Genomic DNA, 277 nt, shown 5'->3' with positions numbered 1-277 from the left:
GATGCATGGATTGTCCGTCGTTAAACACGATTTCGATAACACTCACAACCTCTTGCCCACCATAACCAGAATCGTATCCGAAGTCGGCAATGGTCTGAAATTCGTCCCATGTGCACGAATGCCCGGTTGTGCGGGAGCCGATAAAAATGATGTCCTCAGGAACGTGGCCGGAGTCTGCAATTGCTTCTTCCGTCTCTTTCAGAAAATTGGTCATGCAAAAAGTCCTCGTTTTTCGTTGGCGATGGCCGCCAGATAGTCACCGTGACAAGGCTTGGGA

The 277-nt window shown here is 49.8% G+C and carries 1 protein-coding gene; it reads right to left on the bottom strand.

The features are described from left to right. The coding region (locus AC1RPX_RS07955) for a hypothetical protein (RefSeq protein WP_481763358.1) at positions 1–214 on the bottom strand (214 nt) is incomplete at its 3' end. Between the last annotated feature and the right edge of the window lie 63 nt (positions 215–277).

This window comes from Dellaglioa sp. CoH-56-MRSF-14, from assembly GCF_056782115.1.
The sequence above is the reverse complement of the archived record's forward strand: the minus strand, read 5'-3'. Positions and strand labels throughout refer to the sequence as shown.